Source organism: Phaeobacter sp. JH20_26 (assembly GCF_048056275.1).
GTDB classification, from domain to species: domain Bacteria; phylum Pseudomonadota; class Alphaproteobacteria; order Rhodobacterales; family Rhodobacteraceae; genus Phaeobacter; species Phaeobacter bryozoorum.
Genome location: NZ_JAYMWL010000012.1, coordinates 176,271 through 195,447 on the forward strand (window position 1 = coordinate 176,271; position 19,177 = coordinate 195,447).

Consider the following 19,177-nt stretch of genomic DNA (forward strand, 5'->3'; position numbering starts at 1 on the left):
CAGAACCAGCGCTGACAGGCGGCACCACACCGCCGGTCACTCCGCCGGTGTTGCGCCCTTGGCGCTGCCGCTGCTGCCCTCTGGCGTGACTTCGCCTTTTTCGCGCATTTCCTCCAACCAGATGGAGTGGTGCTGATGCGCCCAAGCCTCGTCCACGTCGCCGGTTCCCATCGCGTCAAAGGCACCTTCCATACCCAGCGAGCCGATGTAGATATGCGCCAGAATAATCGCCATCAGCACAAAGCTGATAATGGCGTGCCAACTCTGGGCCAGCTGCATTTCTTCCTGCGGTGCAAGGTCAACCGGCAGGGTGCCATAACCCACCAGCTGCGGCAGGCCGAGATCATTCAAGATGGCAAAGGTCTTGGCAAAGAGCGGCATCTCAAACGGGAACAGGAGCGACAGGCCCGAAACCGAAATGGAGGTTCCAAGAACAATCACCGACCAGAAAATCAGCTTCTGGCCAAAGTTGAACTTCTTAGCGGGCGGATGGGCCTTGCCGACAATGCCGCCCATCTGGCGGATCCACACCAGATCCGTACGGTTTGGGATATTGTGGGCCACCCACATGACAAACACCATGATCAGCGCCAGCATGAACGCCCAGGAAACATTGTTGTGGACCCATTTGCTCCAGATCAGCAGGCCCGCGTTGATCTCCTTGCCCAGATAGGGGGCGATCACCATCCGGCCAAACAGGCTGGCCAGTCCGGTAACGCCCAGCAGAATGAAGGATCCCGCCAGCATCCAATGGGCAAAGCGTTCGATGAACTGAAAGCGGGTGACAGTGCGTCCGGTGGAGGGCTCGTCTATGCGAATACGGCCGCGCAGCAGATAGAACAGCGCCAGAAAGCCTATCGTGCCCAGCAATAGCCAGCCACCATAGGTGCGAAGCGGCCCATCGCGGAAAGTCAGCCAGCGCATACCGCCATCCTGCACCAGAACAGTGGCAACATCGCCCCCCGCCGAGACCCGCAGGTCTGCCGCGTTGTAGCGGATTGCGCGCCAGAGTTCGGGATCGGAGGCCCCACCGAGCGTGCCCAGCTGTTGCGTGATCCCGGCGCCAATCGCGCCCGCACCGGTATCGTCGCTGCGGAAACTGTCGTCGATTTTTTCGCCGCGCTGACGGGCCAGGATATCCTCCAGCGTCTGCGCCCCACCCGTGGCACTGCGATCCGGCACCGCCTCCGCCGCAGGGGCACCCTGGGTGTCCTGCGCCGCAGCGATCCCCGCCATCAGCGTCAGTTGCATCAGAATTGCAAAGGCGATGCGCAGCATGGGCCACACTCCTTCATGGGTTGTCTTGGAAACTGAACAGGAAAACAGGACGGCCCGCGCGGGCGGGCCATCCCTTCATGTCAAAGAGGGCTGATCAGCCGCCCTTCTGGTCATAGGCTGTCCCCCAGCCCCAGGCACCCGAGCCAAAGCCACGGGCGACAACGCGTTCGCGGTAGACCGCAGACACGACATCGCCGTCACCGGCCAACAGCGCCTTGGTTGAGCACATCTCGGCGCAGATGGGCAGCTTGCCCTCTGCAATCCGGTTGCGCCCGTATTTGGAGAATTCCGCATTGGAATGCGTCTCCTCGGGACCACCGGCGCAGAAGGTGCATTTGTCCATCTTGCCGCGGCTGCCAAAGTTGCCCGCCTGCGGATACTGCGGCGCACCAAAGGGGCACGCGTAGAAGCAATAGCCACAGCCAATGCAGAGATCCTTGGAGTGCAGGACCACGCCTTCTTCGTTCTGGTAGAAGCAATCGACCGGGCACACCGCCATACAGGGTGCGTCCGAGCAATGCATACAGGCGACCGAGATCGACCGCTCGCCGGGTTTGCCATCATTGATGGTCACCACCCGACGCCGGTTGATGCCCCAGGGCACCTCGTGCTCGTTCTTACAGGCCGTCACGCAGGCGTTGCATTCAATGCAGCGTTCGGCGTCACAGAGAAACTTCGCTCTTGCCATATCTCTTTCTCCTTATGCTGCGCTGATTTTGCAGAGAGTACATTTGGTCTCCTGCATCTGGGTCACGCTGTCGTAGCCATAGGTCTGTGCGACATTGCAGCTTTCGCCCAGAACATAGGGGTCAGCCCCATCCGGGTATTTGTCGCGCAGATCCGTGCCCTGGTAGTGACCGCCAAAGTGGAACGGCATGAAGGCAACGCCCTCTCCGACCCGCTCTGTGACCATTGCCATGACTTTGACCTTGCCGCCTTCCGGGCCTTCGACCCAGACCTGAGAGCCATCGCGAATGCCGATATTGTTGGCATCGCGCGGGTGGATCTCGACGAACATGTCCTGCTGCAATTCCGCAAGCCACGGGTTGGACCGGGTTTCTTCGCCGCCGCCTTCATATTCGACCAGACGACCTGAGGTCAGGATGATCGGATATTCCTTGGAGACGTCGTTCTTCTGGATCGACGCATAGAGGGTCGGCAGCCGGTAGGCGTGACGGTCCTCATATGTCGGGTAGTCTTCGACCAGATCCCGGCGGTTGGTATAGAGCGGCTCGCGATGGATTGGCACCGGATCCGGGAAGGTCCAGACCACGGCACGCGCCTTGGCGTTGCCGAAGGGCGCACATTCATGCGCGATGGCAACCCGCTGGATGCCGCCCGACAGGTCAGTTTTCCAGTTCACCTTGGCCACCTTGTCGTCATAGTCCGACGGGAAGGGCGACATGCTCTGCTCGCCGACTTCGTGGGTGTAATCGGCAAACCCATCCACCCCGGCAGCCTTGGCGATAAAGGCCCGCTCGGACGCGGTCAGCTCGGTGTGCCAGCCCAGATCCTTCAGCATCTGATAGGTGAACTCAGGATAACCATCCTGAATGTCGGAGCCTGCGGAATAGACGCCTTCTGCCAGCAGGTTGTCGCCATCCCGTTCCACACCAAAGCGCGCGCGGAAGGTCAGGCCGCCCTCGGAGACCGGTTTTGACATGTCATAGAGGTTTGGCGTGCCCGGGTGACCCATTTCAGCGGTTCCCCAGCAGGGCCAGGGCATCCCGTAGTAATCGCCGTCAGCAGGACCACCCACCGCCCGCAGCGTGGTGCGGTCAAAGGTGTGCTGATTGGCCATATGCGTTTTCATCCGCTCCGGCGACTGGCCGGTATAGCCGATCGTCCACATACCACGGTTGAATTCGCGGGTGACGCTTTCGACATTCGGCGTCTCGGCATCTTCCATCTCGATATTGCGGAAGAACCGGTCGCCCCAGCCGAATTTATTGGCGAATTTGGCGATGATCACATGGTCCGGCAGGCTTTCGAACAGCGGATCGACGATCTTGTCGCGCCACTGCAAGGACCGGTTGGACGCGGTGACCGAACCCCGGGTCTCGAACTGGGTACAGGCGGGCAGCAGATAGACGCCATCGGTGCGATCATGCAGCACCGCAGAGACGGTGGGATACGGGTCGACAACGACCAGCATGTCCAGCTTCTCCATCGCCGTCTTCATCTCCGTCATACGGGTCTGAGAGTTCGGCGCATGGCCCCACAGGACCATGGCCCGCACGTTATTGGGCTGGTCTATGTTCGCCTTGTCTTCCAGAATGCCGTCGATCCAGCGGCTGACCGGAATACCCGTCAGGTTCTGCATCGACTTGTCCTTGCCATCGGCCCCTTTGGTGGTGTCGAACTGACCGGCAAGCCATTCGCTATCCTCACCCCAGACACGGCCCCAATGCGCCCATGCGCCCGCCGACAGGCCATAGTAACCCGGCAATGTATGGCTCAGAACGCCAAGGTCGGTTGCGCCCTGCACGTTGTCGTGGCCACGGAAGATATTGGTGCCGCCGCCCGATGTGCCCATGTTGCCCAGCGCAAGCTGCAGAATGCAGTAGGCGCGGGTGTTGTTGTTGCCGGTGGTGTGCTGGGTGCCACCCATACACCAGATCACGGTGCCGGGGCGGTTGTTGGCCATTGTCCGCGCCACGCGCTTCAGCTGGCTGCCGGGGGTGCCGGTCACACGCTCGACTTCCTCGGGCGTCCACTTGGCCACTTCTTCGCGGATCTGATCCATGCCCCAGACACGGGTGCGGATGAATTCTTTATCTTCCCAGCTGTTCTCGAAGATATGCCACAGGATCCCCCAGACCAGCGCCACATCGGTGCCGGGGCGGAAACGCACATATTCATCGGCATGGGCTGCCGTGCGGGTGAAACGCGGATCGCAGACGATAAGCGGCGCGTTGTTCTGCTCCTTGGCCTTCAGAACATGCAGCAGCGAGACAGGATGCGCCTCTGCCGGGTTGCCGCCGATGATGAAGATCGCCTTGGAGTTATGGATATCGTTGTAGCTGTTGGTCATGGCGCCGTAGCCCCATGTATTCGCAACACCCGCAACCGTGGTCGAGTGACAGATCCGCGCCTGGTGGTCGACGTTATTGGTGCCCCAATAGGCGGCGAACTTGCGGAACAGATAGGCCTGTTCGTTGTTATGCTTGGCCGAGCCAAGCCAATAGACGCTGTCGGGTCCGCTCTCTTCGCGGATCTGCATCATGCCGTCGCCGATCTCGTTGATCGCCTGTTCCCAGCTGATGCGCTTCCATTCCCCGCCTTCTTTCTTCATCGGGTACTTCAGACGGCGTTCTCCATGGGCGTGTTCGCGCACGGAGGCCCCCTTGGCACAATGGGCGCCGAGGTTGAACGGGCTGTCCCACCCGGGTTCCTGACCGGTCCAGACGCCATTCTGCACCTCTGCTACGACGGTACAGCCGACCGAGCAGTGGGTGCAGACGGATTTGACGGTTTCCACCGCGCCAGCCGCAGCCGTGGCGGCATTGGCCTTGGTGACGGATCCACCGGTGGCGCTGATGGCGGCAAGCCCACCAATCGCGAGGCCGGATCCGCGCAGAAACGCGCGGCGGTCAACGGAGCTTTCTGCAACCTTGGACAGGATACTGGTCCGCTGGGGGCGTCGCGCAACCCCGTTGGTCTTTTTCCTAAGCATGTGTTCCTCCCTTGCTTCCCTTACGGGTTCGCTGGGTTATCGGGGGCCTTTGGCAGTCGGGCGTCACGCAACCGGTCGCCGTGGGCGTTCAAAACATCACCGGTCGGTCAGAACCGGAGACTGTCGTAATAGGCGCGGGTGTGCGCGGTATCCTGCATCACTTCCGATGTCAGGTCAGGCTCGGCCGCCTCGGCCGTGCCGCCGGTCGTCGCCACCGCAATCGCCGCAATCGGCGTTGTGGTCGCTGCCAGCTTGAGAAAGTCGCGGCGGCTCTGGGCCTCCTCGGTCTTTCTGGTCATGTGATCCTCCTCCTCAGTTGGTTGGCTCACGTGGGTTAAGGACGGCACGCCGTCCCGGCTCAGGCGGATTGCTCCGCACTCATTCGAAATCCTTCGGCCTCGATCTCCATGAAGACCCGGCCCACGGCACCGACGGCGGCATAAAGAACCGAGTTCTTCGCCGCCTCCAGATCGGAATAGAAATGCCCGGCCCAGGGGCCTATGTGTTTGTTGAAGAACTGTTTCTGGTCACCCAGCGGTGCTGCCGTGCCGAAACGTCCGGCAATCAGCGCCCCCATCATCTCCATAAGGGAGGCGATATTATCCTCCGGCTCATAGACATTCTGGGCCCGTGTCATGCCCCGCGCGGCCATGTCCTGCCGCAGGGCTGCCAGCGGTTTCTCGTTCAGAAATCCGGTCAGATAGTAGCTGGCATAGGGCAGCAGCTCGCCACGGCCCAGACCGATGAACAGCTTGTTGAACTCCCGCTCAGCAGCGGCAGGTTTGGTCAGCCGCGCGATTTTCGCCAGCGCGTTGATCGCCGTGCCCAAGTCGGTGTCATCCCCGGATAAACCGGCCACCTGCGCCAACAGCATCTCATCCGGCGGCCCCGACAGCATCAGGCCCAGAAAATTGTAGAGATCCGCACGCAAACGGTCTTCATCCTGCGGAATGGCAGGACCGGCCGTCTGTTCGGCTGTCTCTGTCTGGGCGTGCTCGGCGGTCATATGTGTCTCCTCGCAGGGGTCTTGGTCGGGGTTTCGGGTGGGTCAGCTGACGGGTGCGTTGGTGTCAGCGGCAAAGGTGAAGCGCATACGCCTCGGCGCCGACGCCACCGGATCGGGAACGGGATCAGCAACAGCGGCAAAGACGGGATCAGCCGCTGTCGGCATTGACGGCATCCGGGCCGCCGCCTCCTGTCCATGGTCTGGACCGGCACCATCTGACGGCGACTGCAAGCCCATGGTCGGGCGGCGCACGGATTCGAGCGGCGCTGTCTCGGCCTGCCCAGCACCGGCCTGCAAAGAGTCGCATGAGGCAGCCTCATGCGGCACGACCGCCGCGGCCGTCTCCTCAGCGGCCAGCGCTTCGGCCTCCTGCTCGGTGTCAGCGGTCGTGGCTGCGGCCTCTTCTGCCTGCCGCGCCAGCTCCTCTACATGCGCGGTCATGCCCTTGCCGACCTGATATGCGGTCTGAAGATTCTCGATCACCATGGCGCTGTCGGTGAAATCCTCGCCGTAATCCAACAGCCCGTCGACATTGGCCAGAACCGGATTGCTGGTCCACAAACGGCGAAGGGCGCGGGTACGGATCCGCGCCGGAATGGTCTCTTTCAGGAACACGCTGAAGTCATCGCCCTGTTGCATCTCATCGGGGTCCGGCAGGTTCAGCTCGTGCAGGATCTCGGCGTCACTTTTCTCCTCCAGCGCCTCTTCGGCGGCCTGACGTGCGGCAGCAGCGACCTCGGCAGCCTCGGCCTCCTGTTCGGCCGCAACACGGGCGCGGCGGCGGGACCAGAAATCATCCCGGCTCATGACAGGCGCGCCTTCTTCAGGGCGGGCGAGCGATAGACATCGGTCATCTGCGAGATGCGCGGATCGCCGATCCCGTCCTCGCTGGCGTCGGTCTTGACCCTGTCCCGGCGCCGTTTCTTGAACGGCTCGTCGTGAAAATGCAGCTGCGCAAAATCGCGGACCCAGGCAATCAGCCCGTCCGGCATCGGTACTTTTTCCACCAGATCCTCGCCGTTGTCGGCGTAATCCTGCGCCTCATAGGGCGAGGCCGTCACCAAGAGCACCTCAAGCGGCCGGTCGTCCGACACGCCGTCGCGCAGGACCACATAGATGCAGGGTGGTTCCGCGGTCAGCCCGTGCAGATAGGCCTCGGCCTCGCTCCGGTGCAGCTCCAGCGGCAGGGTGGCGGCGTGGTACTCCCGCACCTCGCCCGCTTCGCGTAACAGCTGCCAGTCCGCCTGCGCCGCGCCCGGTAGCACCGAGGTTGCCTTCCACGACCAGCGCGCCCAACGGGTCACCCCCGGCTGACGCCGCAGGACGACACCCAGCGGCATCACATCCGTCTTTGCACTGCGATCCCCGGTCTCAGACACGTCAACGCCCTATTTGGTCAGTTCGGTTGACAAAACAGTGCCGCATTCTGCGACCACACGGGAAGATAACTTTTGCTGATGGCGCGTTAAATCAACATCAAAGGTCAATTTGACCAGCCCGACATGCCCCCTTTGGACAGTGCGGACGAAAAGTCTAATTCGACTAATTCACTCAGGCTTAACGCAGGGGAAGCGCGATGCCTTGCCACGGCGAATCACTTGCCTCATCTAAGCCACCCGGCGGCACGGCTGACCGGCAAATTGCGGTTTACCTGCTTGCGCAAACATGCCTAGTCTAAGCCCGAAGTGGCGGATTTCTGCTGCTTTCACCAAGCGAGAAACACGCGGAGAAAACATGTCTAAGCAATTGATTCTATGTGATTGTGCCGGAACGCAATCAATCGATTCCGAGGCATTGTCCCGTAGCACAGGCCTGCCCTGTTCAAAGCTGCATTCAGCGCTTTGTACCGATCAGATCGAACAGGCGGCACAGGCCATCTCGCAGGGGGACGCAATTATTTGCTGCGCCCAGGAGCACCGGATTTTCGAGGCGCTGGCACAGGAAATCGACCAGCCGGCCCCCGCCTTTGTCGACCTGCGCGACCGGGCCGGATGGACCGCTGATACCGCCTCGACGCTGCCCAAAATGACCGCGCTGATTGCTGAGGCAACGCTGACACCGCCCCTGTCAAAGACCATAGACCTGCATTCGGAGGGGCTCTGCCTGATCCTTGGCGCGCCAGAGGTGGCCTATGCCGCAGCCGAGCGGCTGCAGGAGAGCCTCGCGGTGACCGTGCTTCTCGAGACGCCGAGCGACCCCCCTCATAGCCGCGCCTACGATGTGATTTCCGGCCAGCTGCGCCATGCGCGAGGCGCCTTGGGACAGTTTTCCGTCACCATCGACCGGCTGCAACAGCTGGACGTCACCGGGCGCAGCTGGACCTGGGACGAGGCGCGCGACGGCGGGCAGTCGGTCTGCGATATCATTCTCGACCTGCGCGGCGGCCAGCCGTTGTTTCCCGCGCCCGAAAAACGTGACGGCTACCTGCGCGCCGATCCAAAGTCCGCCCCGGCCGTCGCCGAGGCCACGCTGAGCGCCAGCCAGCTGGTCGGCACTTTCGAAAAACCCCTCTACGTGCGCAGCGAGCCGTTGCTTTGCGCCCATTCGCGCGCCGAGCAGACCGGTTGCACCCGCTGCCTCGATGTCTGCCCGACCGGTGCCATCAGCCCGGCCGGCGATCATGTCAGCATTGACCCGATGATCTGCGCCGGATGTGGCTCCTGCGCCGTGCTCTGCCCCTCCGGCGCAATCACCTATGACGCGCCGCCAACCGATGCGCTGATGCGCCGGATCCAGACCCTGGCCAAGGCATATGCAGAGGCTGGTGGCAGCGCCCCCCGCCTGCTGGTGGTCGATCAGCACGGTGATCAGATGGTCGAGCTGGCCGCCCGCCACGGCCGCGGCCTGCCGGCGGATGTGATCCCCCTGTCGGTTGAGGCGCTCAACAGTTTTGGTCACGCCGAAGCCCTCGCCGCCCTCGCTGCCGGTTTCGCCGAGGTTTCGGTGCTGCTCTCGCCTAGGGCTGAGCGCGACGTGCAGGACCAAGAGCTGGCTCTGGCCACGGCGATTGCCGGGCCCTACCTGCATCTGCTGGAGCTGAACGACCCGGATCAGCTGAGCGACCGCCTCTTTGACCGCAGCGGCGCTCAGGCGCGGGTGGAAACCCCGCAGCGCCCGATGGGCACACGGCGCCAGATCACCCGTCAGGCCGCCAAGGCTCTGCTGCCCGAAGCCGAAACGCTGCCCCTGCCCGAGGGCGCCCCCTATGGCGCTGTTCTGGTCGCCGCCGACAAATGCACGCTCTGCCTCTCCTGTGTCTCGCTCTGCCCCTCCGGCGCGCTGGGGGACAACCCGGACCTGCCGCAGCTGCGCTTTCAGGAGGATGCCTGTCTGCAATGCGGTCTCTGCGCCAATGTCTGCCCGGAGGACGCGATCCGCTACGAGCCACGCCTGAACCTGACATCCGACGCGCTGTCACAGGTGGTCCTGCACGAGGAAGAACCCTTTGCCTGCGTCGAATGCGGTTCGCTCTTCGGCGTCAAATCCACCATCGACAAGATCACCGAGAAACTGGCCGGGAAACATTCGATGTTCGCCAACCCGGATGCCGCCCGGATGATCCAGATGTGTGACAACTGCCGGGTCAACGCGCAGTTCCATCAAAAGAACTCGCCCTTTGCAGGCGCGGAGCGCCCCCGTGTCCGCACCACCGAGGACTACCTCAGCAAACGCAAGGATCACTGATCCCGAAATGCCGCGATAAGATGATGACGCTACTTATGCTCCAACGGCGCCCCCAGATCCGCGGGGCTGAGCACGGCCACATAGGCGAGGATATTCTCCAGCTCGTCCAGCGTGAGTTCGACCGGAACAATCGGCGAGGGGCGTGCCTCGTCGAAGGGCGGCGTGATCTCGGCAATCTGGGTAAAGGCGGGATGCGGGTTCAGCGCGTAGAAGGCCTGAAACCGCTCCTCCCAATTGGCGAGGCTGCGCAACACATAGAACGACGGGGTAGAACCGATACTGTTGATCCGTCCGGCCTCCTCCACCGCGTGACAGCGCCCGCAGTGGGATTTGGACAGATCGTATCCACGTCCGGCGTCGCCGTCCCATGTGGTCACAGCCACCGCGGCCTGTGCCTGCTTCGGCACCCGGAACATCTGGCGCCCCTCGGGGGCAAAGGCGGCAATCGTGCGCGCGCCCACATCAGAGGTCAGCCAGTCTGCAAAGCGCCGCGCCCCGGCGTGATCCGGCGCGATCAGCTCCAGATGCCAGACGGTCCCGTCCCCCTCCATCACGGGCTGGCCGGTCGTGCCCAGCATCATCTCGGCGACATCATTGCTGTCGACCAGTTCGATCCGCACCTGCGTCTTCAGCGAAAACCGCGGCAACAGAAACCCCAGCACCCCGGTCTCCACCAGTGGCGCAGGCACGGCCAGTCGCAGCTTTGCCGGATCGCTCTCGGCCTGTCCGCTGGCCGGTCGCAGGATCAGCGCAAGCAGAATTATCGCCAGTATTCCCGCGTAACCGCGCAAAAGAGTACATACCCAGACCATATGAAATGCTAGGAAACCACCTACATCCCCGTCAAGAGCCGTTACAGCCGGGGCCAAAAGCCCCGCAGGCCATCAAAAACAATCAAGCCAGCTTAGACCAAGCTCGCCCCAATAAGGAGCAACCCCGGCGTGTCCCTCACTCGTGAAACTGTCCTAGAGGCGCTCAAGACCATCAAAGACCCGGTGTCCGGCAGCGATATCGTCGCCGCCGGCATCGTCCGCGCGCTCAATATCGAAGAGGGCACAGTCCGCTTTGTGCTGGAAATCGACCCGGCCAAATCCGATATCTACGCGCCCGTGCGCGATGAAGCCGACGCAAAGGTGACGGCGCTGCCCGGCGCGGGCAAGGTTTCGGCCATGCTGACGGCCCATTCCGAAAAGGCGCCGCCGGACCTGAAGCCCAAACCGGCCGCCCAGCCGCAGGGGCCGCAGAAAATTCCCGGCGTCGACCGGATCATCGCGGTTGCCTCCGGCAAGGGCGGCGTCGGCAAGTCCACGGTTTCGGCGAATATCGCCTGTGCCCTGGCCGCTCAGGGCCGCCGTGTCGGCCTGCTTGATGCTGATGTCTACGGCCCTTCGCAGCCCAGGATGCTGGGGGTCTCCGGTCGCCCCGCCAGCCCGGATGGCAAAACCATCCTGCCGATGCGCAACCACGGGGTCACCATGATGTCGATCGGCCTGATGACCAACGAGGATCAGGCGGTTGTCTGGCGCGGCCCGATGCTGATGGGGGCCCTCCAGCAGATGATGATGCAGGTGCAATGGGGCGCGCTGGACGTGCTGATCGTGGACCTGCCGCCGGGCACCGGTGATGTGCAGATGACGCTGGCGCAAAAGGCGCATGTGGACGGCGCCATCGTGGTGTCCACCCCGCAGGACGTGGCGTTGATCGACGCCCGCAAGGGCATCGACATGTTCCAGAAACTCAACGTGCCGATCATCGGCATGGTGGAAAACATGTCCACGCATATCTGCTCCAACTGCGGGCATGAGGAACATGTCTTTGGCCATGGCGGCGTTGCTGCCGAGGCTGAGAAACTGAATGTGCCGCTGCTGGCGGAGATCCCGCTGCATCTGGATGTGCGCGTTGCCGCCGACGGTGGCGCGCCGATTGCGGTCAGCAAACCCGACAGCGCGCAGGCCAAGGCGTTCCATGATCTGGCGGCAGATCTGATCGCCAAGGGTCAGGCCTGATCCGATGGCCGAAATGAGCGACCTCAGCTTCCCCCCCCTGATGGAGGGGCTTGCGCTCAGCGGGGCCGACGATCCCTTTGCCATCGCCTGTCAGAAGGCGGTTCTGGGCTGCGACGCAGGTCTGGTGGTGCATAACCTGCTGCATGACCGGCTTCAGGCGGCCTTTGTCTTTGCGCCCGAGGTTGCCCTGCGGCAGGCCATGACCATGCTTCCGGTCTGCGGTATTGCACTGCAAAACGCCCTTGGCGCGCTGGCCCCGCCCGAGGTGGCGGTGCATCTGCAATGGGACGGCGGTCTGCGCATCAACGGCGGTCGCTGCGGTCGGCTGCGTGCCGCCGCCAGTACAACCGCGCCATCAGAGGTGCCAGACTGGCTGGTCATCGGCCTCGACCTGCCGCTCTGGCCGCCGAGCGACGGGGAAACCGGCGATCGTCCCGAGGATACCGCGCTTTATGCCGAGGGCTGCGCCGATGTGGATGCAGGCCAGTTGCTGGAAAGCTGGGCCCGCCACGTGCTGCACTGGATCAACCGCTGGGAAGAGGACGGCACGGAGCCGGTGCACACGACCTGGCGCGGCCTTGCCCAAGATATTGGCGAAACCGTCACCCATGCGGGCCTGAATGGCACCTTCCTCGGCGTGGACGAAGATTTCGGCCTGTTGTTGCGGGACGAGGCGACAACCCATCTGATCCCCCTGACCACCCTACTGGAGACACCGTGATGCAGCTTGCCCGCGCCATTCATTTCGACGAGAGCGATCAGAACGTCTTTGCCAGCCCGGCCCGCACCGGCGAATGGTGTATTTCGGGCGGGTTTGAGTTTTCCAACTGGGAAGAGGCCGACCTGATCGGCAAGCAGCGCCAGGCCTTTGCCAATGGCTGGATGGGGCTGGAAACCGGCGGGCGTGTCACCTTTGTTGCGGTGACGCGGATCGAGGAGAGCGAGCTGGCAGGCCTCACCGATCTGCTGGCCGCGCATTTCGTCAGCTACTACGGCGCCCCGGATCTGGCCGCCGCCCGCCCGGTGGCTGCGGAAGAGCTGGCACATATGGCGGAACTCTGCGCCGATCACGCGCCCAATACGCTGCTGACGGTGATGCGCGAGCTGACAGAGGCGGGCGTCAAGGAAAGCTATCGCAGCATCGAGCCGCAGGAGGCGGGCCTGGAACAATTCGCCATCCATGTGACCGACGACTGATTGACCACGCACGGCGCGAAGCCCGCAACCGGCCCCTCCCGCCCGGAGTGCGGCGGGTCAAAGCCCCCCGCTCCCGTTGGGCCAGGCGCCGCGCTCAGGCGCGGCGTCTGCACATTGCAACCGCTGTGCTGTGGATGCCGCTATCGCCTATGGCGCCGCGTTGAACACAAACAGCGCCTCGCCATTGATCTGGTAGCCGTTGATCAGCTCCTTGGCGGTATCCGACACCAGCCAGCCTTCTAGCCGGGCTGCGGGCTCTGCCTTCACATGGGGGTGTTTCTGCGGGTTGACCGGCAGATAGGCATATTGGTTGAACAGCACCGGATCCCCCGCATAGAGCAGCGCCAGATCGCCCTTGTTGGCGAAATTGAGCCAGCTTGCGCGGTCCGACATGATGTAGCCCCCCATGCCAGAGGCTGTATTCAGCGCTGCCCCCATGCCTGCGCCAACAGCGTTGTACCAGCCGCCAAATCCGTCAGGTGACAGATCCGCCGCGGCCCACAGGCTCAGCTCTTTCTTGTGGGTGCCGCTGTCATCGCCGCGACTGACAAAAGCCACCTCGGATGCGGCCACTTTTTGCAGTGCCTCCGCTGCCGACTGCGCGCGGCCAATGCCCGCCGGGTCCGCCTTGGGGCCTACAAAGACGAAATCATTATACATGATCTCGCGGCGATGGGTGCCGTTGCCGCCTGCCAAAAACGCCTCCTCGGCCTTCTTCGAATGCACCAGAATCGCATCCACATCGCCCGCCTCGCCCAGACGGATCGCCTGACCGGTGCCCACCACCAACAGCTGCACCTCCAGCCCCAGATCCGACTTGATCTGCGGCAGCAGAACCTCTGCCAGACCGGAGTTGTGGAAGGATGTGGTCACCGCCAGCTTCATCTCCTCCGCCAGCGTCGCCGTCCCCATTGTCAGCGCAGCCAGTGCCCCCAGCACAATCCGTTTCATTCGACAATATCTCCTCTTAGAAATGCGCGGCCCTGTTCGGTATGGGGCCGGGTAAAAAATGCCTCCGCCGCTGAAAACTCGGCAATCTGACCGTGCAGAACAAACAGCACCTCATCCGCCAGACGCTGCGCCTGACCCATATTGTGGGTCGACATGATCAGCCGGGTGCCTGCCGCCGCCGCTTCGGTCAGGATCTCCTCGATTTCGCGAGTGGCGCGTCCGTCGAGCGAGGCGCAAGGCTCATCCAGGAACAGCAGCTGCGGCTTGCGGATCAGGGCCCGTGCCAGCGCTAGTTTCTGCCGCTCACCGCCCGACAGCAGCACCGCAGGCCGGTGCAACGCATCGCCGCCCAGACCGATCCGCTCAGCCCAGATCTCGGCCTCGGCCAGCGCCACCTTGCGGGGCACCCGGTTCAGCCGCAGCGGATAGGCGATATTTTCCACCACAGAGCGGCGCATCATCACCGGCGTCTGAAACACAAAGGCCTGGCGCCGCTGGGCTTCGGCCATGGCGCAGCCCCAGCTGATCCGCCCCTGCCCCAGTCGCAGGATGCCATGCAGCATCTTCAGCAGGGAGGTCTTGCCCGAACCATTCGGCCCGATCACGATGGTCGTCCCCTGCCCGTCCAGCCGCAGATCCACCGGACCTATCAGTGTCTTGCCACGGCGGCGCACCTGCGCCGCCTCGACAACCAGCGGAAAAAGACTGCTCACCTTGCTCACCAGCGGCCCTCGCTCTCGGTCTGACCCAGCCAGTGGATGGTCAGATTCACCGCCACCGCCAATGCGATCAGCACAAAGCCAAGCCCCAGCGCCATGGCAAAATCCCCTTTGCCGGTCTCCAGCGCAATCGCCGTCGTCAGCACCCGGGTGGCATGGTCGATATTGCCGCCAACGATCATGATCGCCCCAACCTCACCGATCGCGCGACCAAACCCAGCCAGCGCCGCCGTGAGCAGCGCCCGCCGCCCGTCCCACAGCAGCGTGGCAATGCGCTGGCTCTGGCTGGCATTCAGCGAAATCAGCAGATCGTGGTAATCGCTCCACAGATCGCGCAGCGACTGATGCGCGATCGAGGCGATGAGCGGCACGATGATGATCACCTGCGCAATGATCATCGCGGTCGGGGTGAACAGCAGCCCCAGTACCCCGAACGGACCAGCCCGCGACAGCAGCACATAGACCACCAGCCCCACGACCACCGGCGGCAGCCCCATCAGGGCGTTGAGCACCGCAATAGTGACCCGACGCAGGCGAAACCGGCGGACCGACAGCAGCGCCGCCAGCGGCAGCGCAATCACCGAGGCCACCAGCAACGCGGTCAAAGTGACCCGCAACGAACGCAGCGTGATCTCGACCAGATCGCCATCCAGCGTGACCACCAGCCAAAAGGCCTGGACCAATCCTTCCCAGAGATCAGACATGGAGGCGGATTTTCTCCCTTGTGGGACCGGTCTTACCGCTTCCCGATACTGTGTGAACGCTATCTGCAAACCACAATATCAGCCCGCCCAATAGACAAAAACGACACCGGGTGTGAAAATTGGACAAATTGACCGCGCACTGTTTGCGCTGACATCGCCCGATGGTCAGATGGTCTTGGCGCCGCCCCCAGCGTCAGGTTGCCGATGCGCCCCGATTGCCACCGATTTGCACCAGGATTTCCGGTTTTTACGCAACAAAGCGGCTGCACTCGCTTGCGTGCTAAATGTGAACATGAAACAAGAATTCCCCAAAGTGCCACGTCAGGCGCAGCTTTGAGGAAATGCCATGTTCGATCTGCAAACCATGCGCGATCAGCTCGCCAATCACTATGACCTTGCGCCAAATCCTGCTCTGGCCACAGAGATGTCAGAGATCTACGCCAAGATGGACCGGGTGGTGAACCCCGTCGACTGGGCCACCTACGCGCCCTATGTCGCCGCCATCCTCGCCTTGAAAAAAGAACGCAACGCTGTGATTCTGGCGCATAACTACATGACGCCTGAAATCTACCACGGGGTCGCCGACGTGGTGGGCGACAGCCTCCAGCTCGCCATGGAGGCCACCAAGGTGGAGGCCGACGTCATCGTGCAATGCGGTGTGCATTTCATGGCCGAAACCTCCAAGATCCTCAGCCCCGACAAGATCGTGCTGATCCCCGATATGGAGGCCGGCTGTTCGCTGGCGGAATCGATCACCGCAGAGGGCATCGCCCAGATGCGGGCGAAATATCCCGGCGCGCCGGTTGTCACCTATGTGAACACCACGGCCGAGGTCAAAGCCGCCTCCGATATCTGCTGCACCTCCTCCAACGCGGCCCAGATCGTGGCCGCACAGGACGCCGACACGGTGATCATGACCCCGGACCAGTATCTGGCGCAGAACATCGCTCAGCAGGTGCCGGAAAAGAACGTGGTCTGGTGGGAAGGCTCCTGCATCGTGCACGAGCAATACACCGCCAAGGACCTGCGCGATTTCCGCGAATGGAACCCCGGCACCCGGCTGATTGCGCATCCCGAATGCCCGCCGGATGTGGTGAATGAGGCCGATTTCTCCGGCTCCACCAGTGGCATCATCAAATATGTGACCGACGAAAAGCCCGAAAAGGCGATGTTGATCACCGAATGTTCGATGGCCTCGAACATTGCCGACCAATTGCCGGAGGTTGAATTCGTCGGCCCCTGCAACATGTGCCCCTACATGAAGAAAATCACGCTGGAGAAAATCCTCTGGTCGCTGCACACGATGTCCGAACCGGTCGAAGTCGATCCCGAGGTCGCCGAAAAGGCCCGTGTGGCGGTGCAGCGGATGATTGATCTCAGCCAGAAACTGGGGATCTGATCCTTGGACACCCCCGGCGCCAAGGTCGTCTCTGACCATCAGGCCGACAACACGGCAGAGGCCCAGCTGGATGTGCAGGCCCTGACCGAAGCCACCGCCGCCTGTGACACTGATCGCGTGGTGATCGTTGGCGCGGGGATGGCCGCGCTCTATGCCGCCCTCGAACTGGCCCCGCGGCCGGTGCTGATGATCTCACCCGAAACACTTGGCGAGGGCGCCAGCTCGGCTTGGGCGCAGGGCGGCGTTGCCGCCGCGATGGATCAGGCCGACAGCCCTGCCGCCCACGCCACCGATACGGTGCGCGCCGGTGCTGGCACTGTCGACGCCGAGGTCGCCGCCATGGTCACACAGGTTGCCCAAGATCATATTCTCGATCTGACCGACCTTGGCACACCCTTTGATCGCACCGCTGACGGCGGCTTTGTCATGAGCCGCGAGGCCGCCCATTCCATGGCTCGTGTCGTCCGGGTGAAAGGCGATCAGGCCGGTCGGCAGATCATGGAAACGCTGATTGCCGCCGTGCGCGCCACAGCCTCGGTTCAGGTCCACGAAGGCACCCAGGCCGTGCGGCTGGAGGTGGCAGACGACCGCGTCACCGGCGTCTGGGTCAGCGATGCTGGCGGCACCTCGGTGCCCGTGCTGATCCGCGCCCCTGCGATCCTTCTGGCGGGGGGCGGTTCCGGGGGGCTGTTTGCGCATACCACCAACCCGCCCCGCATCCGGGGCCAGGTGATCGGATTTGCCGCCCGCGCCGGTGCCCGCATTGCCGATCCTGAATTTGTCCAGTTTCACCCCACCGCCTTTGACATCGGCGAAGACCCCGCGCCCCTCGCCACCGAGGCGCTGCGCGGCGATGGCGCCACGCTGATCAACAAGGACGGCATCCGCTTCATGCTGGCCGCGCACCCGGACGCCGAACTCGCCCCCCGTGACATCGTCGCCCGCGCAATCTTTGCCGAAACCCAGGCCGGCCGTCGCCCGATGCTGGACACCCGCGAAGCTCTTGGCGCCGAGGTGCTGACCCGCTTTCCAACCGTGGCTGAGACCTGCGCCCGCGCCGGTATTGATCCCGTTGCGGACCCGATCCCGGTGGCGGTTGCCGCCCATTATCACATGGGCGGGATCGACACCGACATGCAGGGGCGCGCCAGCCTCGGCCGTCTATGGGTCTGTGGCGAAGCCTCCTCGACCGGGCTGCATGGCGCCAATCGGCTTGCCTCCAACGGGCTTCTGGAGGCTCTGGTCTATGCCCGCACCGCTGCCCGGGACATTGCCGCAACACTTGGCCCGCAACCGGACCAGATGCGCACGCCGCCTGCACTGTCCCTCAGTTTCGCCCCTGCCACAACGCCCGCCGCCCCGGCCAGCGCCATCGCCCGCCTGCGCGAAACCATGACCGCCCATGTCGGTGTGCGCCGCGACGAAGCCGGGCTGAAAACCGCCCTCAGAACGATCGAGGAGCTGCTGGCAGAGTTCGGCGACGACGAGAGCTTTGCCAATATGTGCGCCACCGCCACCCTGATTGCTGCCGCCGCGCTGGACCGCCGCGAAAGCCGGGGCGGCCATTTCCGCGACGATTATCCTGAGGCCGACCCAGCGCAGGCCCATCGCACCCGTATTACCCTCACCGAGGCGCGTGCGATCCGCGCCGCCGCCGTCAAGGATCCGACATGACCCCGTCCTTTGCCACTCTGCCCGACCTGATCCTGGAACCGCTGGTCCGCGCTGCCTTGCTGGAAGACCTCGGCCAGAGCGGGGATATCACCACCCGCGCGGTGATCCCGGCAGGCACCACCTATGAGGCCCGGCTCAATGCGCGCGATACCGGCGTTGTCTCCGGTATGCAGATTGCCCGTATCGCTTTTCATCTGGTCGATCCCTCGCTGAAGATCGAAACGCGCGTGGCTGACGGCAGCCCCTGCACTCCCGGTCAGACCCTGATGACCATCGCAGGATCAGCCGCGTCGATCCTCTCCGGCGAACGTGTGGCGCTGAATTTTGCAGGCCGCCTCTCTGGCATCGCCAGACTGACGGCCTCCTTTGTGGCAGAGACCAAGGGGACCGCCACCTGCATCACCTGCACCCGCAAGACCACACCCGGTCTGCGCATGGTCGAAAAGCAGGCCGTGCTGCATGGGGGCGGATACAACCACCGCTACGGTCTCTCCGATGCGATCCTGATCAAGGACAATCACATCGCCGCCGCAGGCGGTGTCGCCGCCGTCCTGCGCGCAGCCACGGCCAACGTCAGCCACATGATGAAGGTCGAGATCGAGGTGGACACCCTCGAACAGTTGCAGGAGGTGCTGGAGACGGGCGGCGCCGATGTGGTGCTGCTCGACAATATGGACACGCCAACCCTGACGAAGGCCGTGGCGATGGCCAAAGGTCATCTGGTCACCGAAGCCTCCGGCAATATGCGCCGCGACCGCATTGCCGAGGTATCAGCCACGGGGGTTGATTATATCTCCTCCGGCGCGCTGACCCATTCGGCGCAGACGCTGGATCTCGGTCTCGACTTCTGAGGTCTTCGCACCTTCTGGTTTCTTGACCGGAC

18 protein-coding genes are annotated in these 19,177 nt (G+C 63.3%); 7 read left to right on the forward strand and 11 right to left on the reverse strand.

Features of this window, described 5'->3' with window-relative positions:
- Positions 1–36: 36 nt before the first annotated feature.
- From VWY60_RS05705 to VWY60_RS05735, 7 genes are all read right to left on the reverse strand, one after another.
- Positions 37–1,278: a formate dehydrogenase subunit gamma gene (locus tag VWY60_RS05705; RefSeq protein ID WP_416540003.1), complete on the reverse strand. Its 1,242-nt coding sequence runs from the start codon at positions 1,276–1,278 to the stop codon at positions 37–39.
- A gap of 94 nt (positions 1,279–1,372) precedes the next feature.
- Positions 1,373–1,966 carry a formate dehydrogenase FDH3 subunit beta gene (gene fdh3B / locus VWY60_RS05710; RefSeq protein ID WP_014875661.1) on the reverse strand — a complete coding sequence of 198 codons (594 nt, stop codon included), beginning with the start codon at positions 1,964–1,966 and terminating at the stop codon, positions 1,373–1,375.
- A gap of 12 nt (positions 1,967–1,978) precedes the next feature.
- Positions 1,979–4,954, reverse strand: a complete 2,976-nt coding sequence (locus VWY60_RS05715) for a formate dehydrogenase subunit alpha (RefSeq protein WP_340547412.1) — start codon at positions 4,952–4,954, stop codon at positions 1,979–1,981.
- 107 nt (positions 4,955–5,061) lie between these two features.
- Positions 5,062–5,253 (reverse strand): twin-arginine translocation pathway signal protein, encoded by a 192-nt coding sequence (locus tag VWY60_RS05720; protein ID WP_340547413.1) that lies wholly within the window; start codon positions 5,251–5,253, stop codon positions 5,062–5,064.
- Between the two features lie 59 nt (positions 5,254–5,312).
- Positions 5,313–5,960 (reverse strand): TorD/DmsD family molecular chaperone, encoded by a 648-nt coding sequence (locus VWY60_RS05725; RefSeq protein WP_416537509.1) that lies wholly within the window; start codon positions 5,958–5,960, stop codon positions 5,313–5,315.
- Between the two features lie 42 nt (positions 5,961–6,002).
- A complete protein-coding gene (locus tag VWY60_RS05730; RefSeq protein ID WP_416540004.1) occupies positions 6,003–6,767 on the reverse strand; it encodes a DUF3306 domain-containing protein in 765 nt (254 codons plus the stop codon).
- Entirely contained in the window at positions 6,764–7,300 is a 537-nt protein-coding gene (locus tag VWY60_RS05735; RefSeq protein WP_340547534.1) for a DUF3305 domain-containing protein, read from the reverse strand. The genes VWY60_RS05730 and VWY60_RS05735 overlap by 4 nt, the downstream gene beginning before the upstream one ends.
- A 394-nt stretch (positions 7,301–7,694) precedes the next feature.
- On the opposite strand from VWY60_RS05735, the gene VWY60_RS05740 reads away from it, so the two are divergent.
- Entirely contained in the window at positions 7,695–9,644 is a 1,950-nt protein-coding gene (locus VWY60_RS05740) for a 4Fe-4S binding protein (protein ID WP_416540005.1), read from the forward strand.
- Positions 9,645–9,673: 29 nt separating this feature from the next.
- Here the strand turns inward: VWY60_RS05740 and VWY60_RS05745 are convergent, their stop codons facing one another.
- Positions 9,674–10,456 (reverse strand): hypothetical protein, encoded by a 783-nt coding sequence (locus tag VWY60_RS05745; RefSeq protein ID WP_416540006.1) that lies wholly within the window; start codon positions 10,454–10,456, stop codon positions 9,674–9,676.
- A 129-nt stretch (positions 10,457–10,585) separates the two neighbouring features.
- On the opposite strand from VWY60_RS05745, the gene apbC reads away from it, so the two are divergent.
- The 3 genes from apbC to VWY60_RS05760 are packed head-to-tail and all read left to right on the forward strand — an operon-like array spanning position 10,586 to position 12,847.
- Positions 10,586–11,650, forward strand: coding sequence for an iron-sulfur cluster carrier protein ApbC (gene apbC / locus VWY60_RS05750; protein ID WP_340547418.1), 1,065 nt, complete (start codon positions 10,586–10,588; stop codon positions 11,648–11,650).
- 13 nt (positions 11,651–11,663) lie between these two features.
- Positions 11,664–12,371, forward strand: coding sequence for a DUF4444 domain-containing protein (locus VWY60_RS05755; RefSeq protein WP_416540019.1), 708 nt, complete (start codon positions 11,664–11,666; stop codon positions 12,369–12,371).
- Complete coding sequence (locus VWY60_RS05760; RefSeq protein ID WP_416540007.1) at positions 12,371–12,847, forward strand: DUF6505 family protein; 477 nt, start codon at positions 12,371–12,373, stop codon at positions 12,845–12,847. The genes VWY60_RS05755 and VWY60_RS05760 overlap by 1 nt, the downstream gene beginning before the upstream one ends.
- Positions 12,848–12,994: 147 nt before the next feature.
- Here the strand turns inward: VWY60_RS05760 and VWY60_RS05765 are convergent, their stop codons facing one another.
- Genes VWY60_RS05765 through VWY60_RS05775 form a run of 3 tightly spaced genes read right to left on the reverse strand, consistent with a single transcriptional unit; the run spans position 12,995 to position 15,221 of the window.
- On the reverse strand, positions 12,995–13,798 hold the full coding sequence (locus VWY60_RS05765) for a substrate-binding domain-containing protein (protein WP_416540008.1): 804 nt from the start codon (positions 13,796–13,798) through the stop codon (positions 12,995–12,997).
- Positions 13,795–14,511, reverse strand: coding sequence for an ATP-binding cassette domain-containing protein (locus VWY60_RS05770; RefSeq protein WP_416540009.1), 717 nt, complete (start codon positions 14,509–14,511; stop codon positions 13,795–13,797). Before VWY60_RS05770 ends, VWY60_RS05765 begins: the two co-directional genes overlap by 4 nt.
- Before the next feature lie 5 nt (positions 14,512–14,516).
- Positions 14,517–15,221: an ABC transporter permease gene (locus VWY60_RS05775; protein WP_340547422.1), complete on the reverse strand. Its 705-nt coding sequence runs from the start codon at positions 15,219–15,221 to the stop codon at positions 14,517–14,519.
- A gap of 346 nt (positions 15,222–15,567) precedes the next feature.
- Here VWY60_RS05775 and nadA point away from each other — a divergent pair, with 346 nt between their 5' ends.
- Genes nadA through nadC form a run of 3 tightly spaced genes read left to right on the forward strand, consistent with a single transcriptional unit; the run spans position 15,568 to position 19,145 of the window.
- Complete coding sequence (gene nadA, locus VWY60_RS05780) at positions 15,568–16,620, forward strand: quinolinate synthase NadA (RefSeq protein WP_416540010.1); 1,053 nt, start codon at positions 15,568–15,570, stop codon at positions 16,618–16,620.
- A gap of 3 nt (positions 16,621–16,623) precedes the next feature.
- Positions 16,624–18,294, forward strand: a complete 1,671-nt coding sequence (locus tag VWY60_RS05785) for an L-aspartate oxidase (protein WP_416537516.1) — start codon at positions 16,624–16,626, stop codon at positions 18,292–18,294.
- Positions 18,291–19,145 (forward strand): carboxylating nicotinate-nucleotide diphosphorylase, encoded by an 855-nt coding sequence (nadC, locus tag VWY60_RS05790; RefSeq protein ID WP_416540011.1) that lies wholly within the window; start codon positions 18,291–18,293, stop codon positions 19,143–19,145. The genes VWY60_RS05785 and nadC overlap by 4 nt, the downstream gene beginning before the upstream one ends.
- Positions 19,146–19,177: the final 32 nt, after the last annotated feature.